Genomic DNA, 1,124 nt, shown 5'->3' on the forward strand with positions numbered 1-1,124 from the left:
CTCGACTAGTGAGCTGTTACGCACTCTTTGAATGAATGGCTGCTTCCAAGCCAACATCCTAGCTGTCACGGGGACCACACTTCGTTAGTTTAACTTAGCCCGGATTTCGGGGCCTTAGCCGGTGATCAGGATTCTTCTCCTCTCGGGCGTGGACCTTAGCACCCACGCCCTCACTCCCGGGCTTAGCCTGTGTGCATTCGGAGTTTGTCTGGACTTGATAGGCGGTGAAGCCCTCGCATCCAATCAGTCGCTCTACCTCACACAGGGAACGCCCGAGGCTGCACCTAAATGCATTTCGGGGAGTACGAGCTATCTCCAAGTTTGATTGGCCTTTCACTCCTACCCTCACCTCATCCGGAAGCTTTTCAACGCTTATCGGTTCGGTCCTCCATCCCGTGTTACCGGGACTTCAACCTGGACAAGGGTAGATCACTTGGTTTCGCGTCTGCCACCGCCGACTATGCGCCCTATTCAGACTCGCTTTCGCTTCGGTTGCGCGCATCATTGCGCTTAACCTTGCCGACGACGGCAACTCGTAGGCTCATTATGCAAAAGGCACGCCGTCACAACTTACGCTGCTCCGACCGCTTGTAGGCGTACGGTTTCAGGAACTTTTTCACTCCTCTGACAGAGGTGCTTTTCACCTTTCCCTCACGGTACTGGTTCGCTATCGGTCTCTTACGAGTATTTAGCCTTGGCGGATGGGCCCGCCGGATTCAGACAGGATTTCACGTGTCCCGCCCTACTCAGGATACCACTATGGCCGATTCGATTGTCGAGTACGAGACTGTCACTCTCTATGGTCGTTCTTTCCAAAACGTTCCTCTAACCGAACCAAGTCCAACATCGTGGTCCTACAACCCCGTGAAGGCCGAGACCTCCACGGTTTGGGCTCTTCCCCGTTCGCTCGCCACTACTAGGGGAATCATTGTTATTTTCTTTTCCTGAGGGTACTAAGATGTTTCAGTTCCCCTCGTTAGCCTCCCGCTTAGCGGGATGACAGGTCTTCAACCTGCCGGGTTGTCCCATTCGGAAATCTGCGGATCAATGGTCATTTGCACCTACCCACAGCTTATCGCAGCTTATCACGTCCTTCATCGCCTGTAAGAGCCTAGGCATCCACC

1 rRNA gene is annotated in these 1,124 nt (G+C 53.9%); it reads right to left on the reverse strand.

The window, feature by feature from the left end:
- Positions 1 to 1,124, reverse strand: a 23S ribosomal RNA gene (locus ACFX4E_RS28235); the annotation flags it as partial.

It is taken from the genome of Priestia sp. YIM B13491 (genome assembly GCF_042787605.1).
GTDB classification, from domain to species: Bacteria; Bacillota; Bacilli; order Bacillales; family Bacillaceae_H; genus Priestia; species Priestia megaterium_E.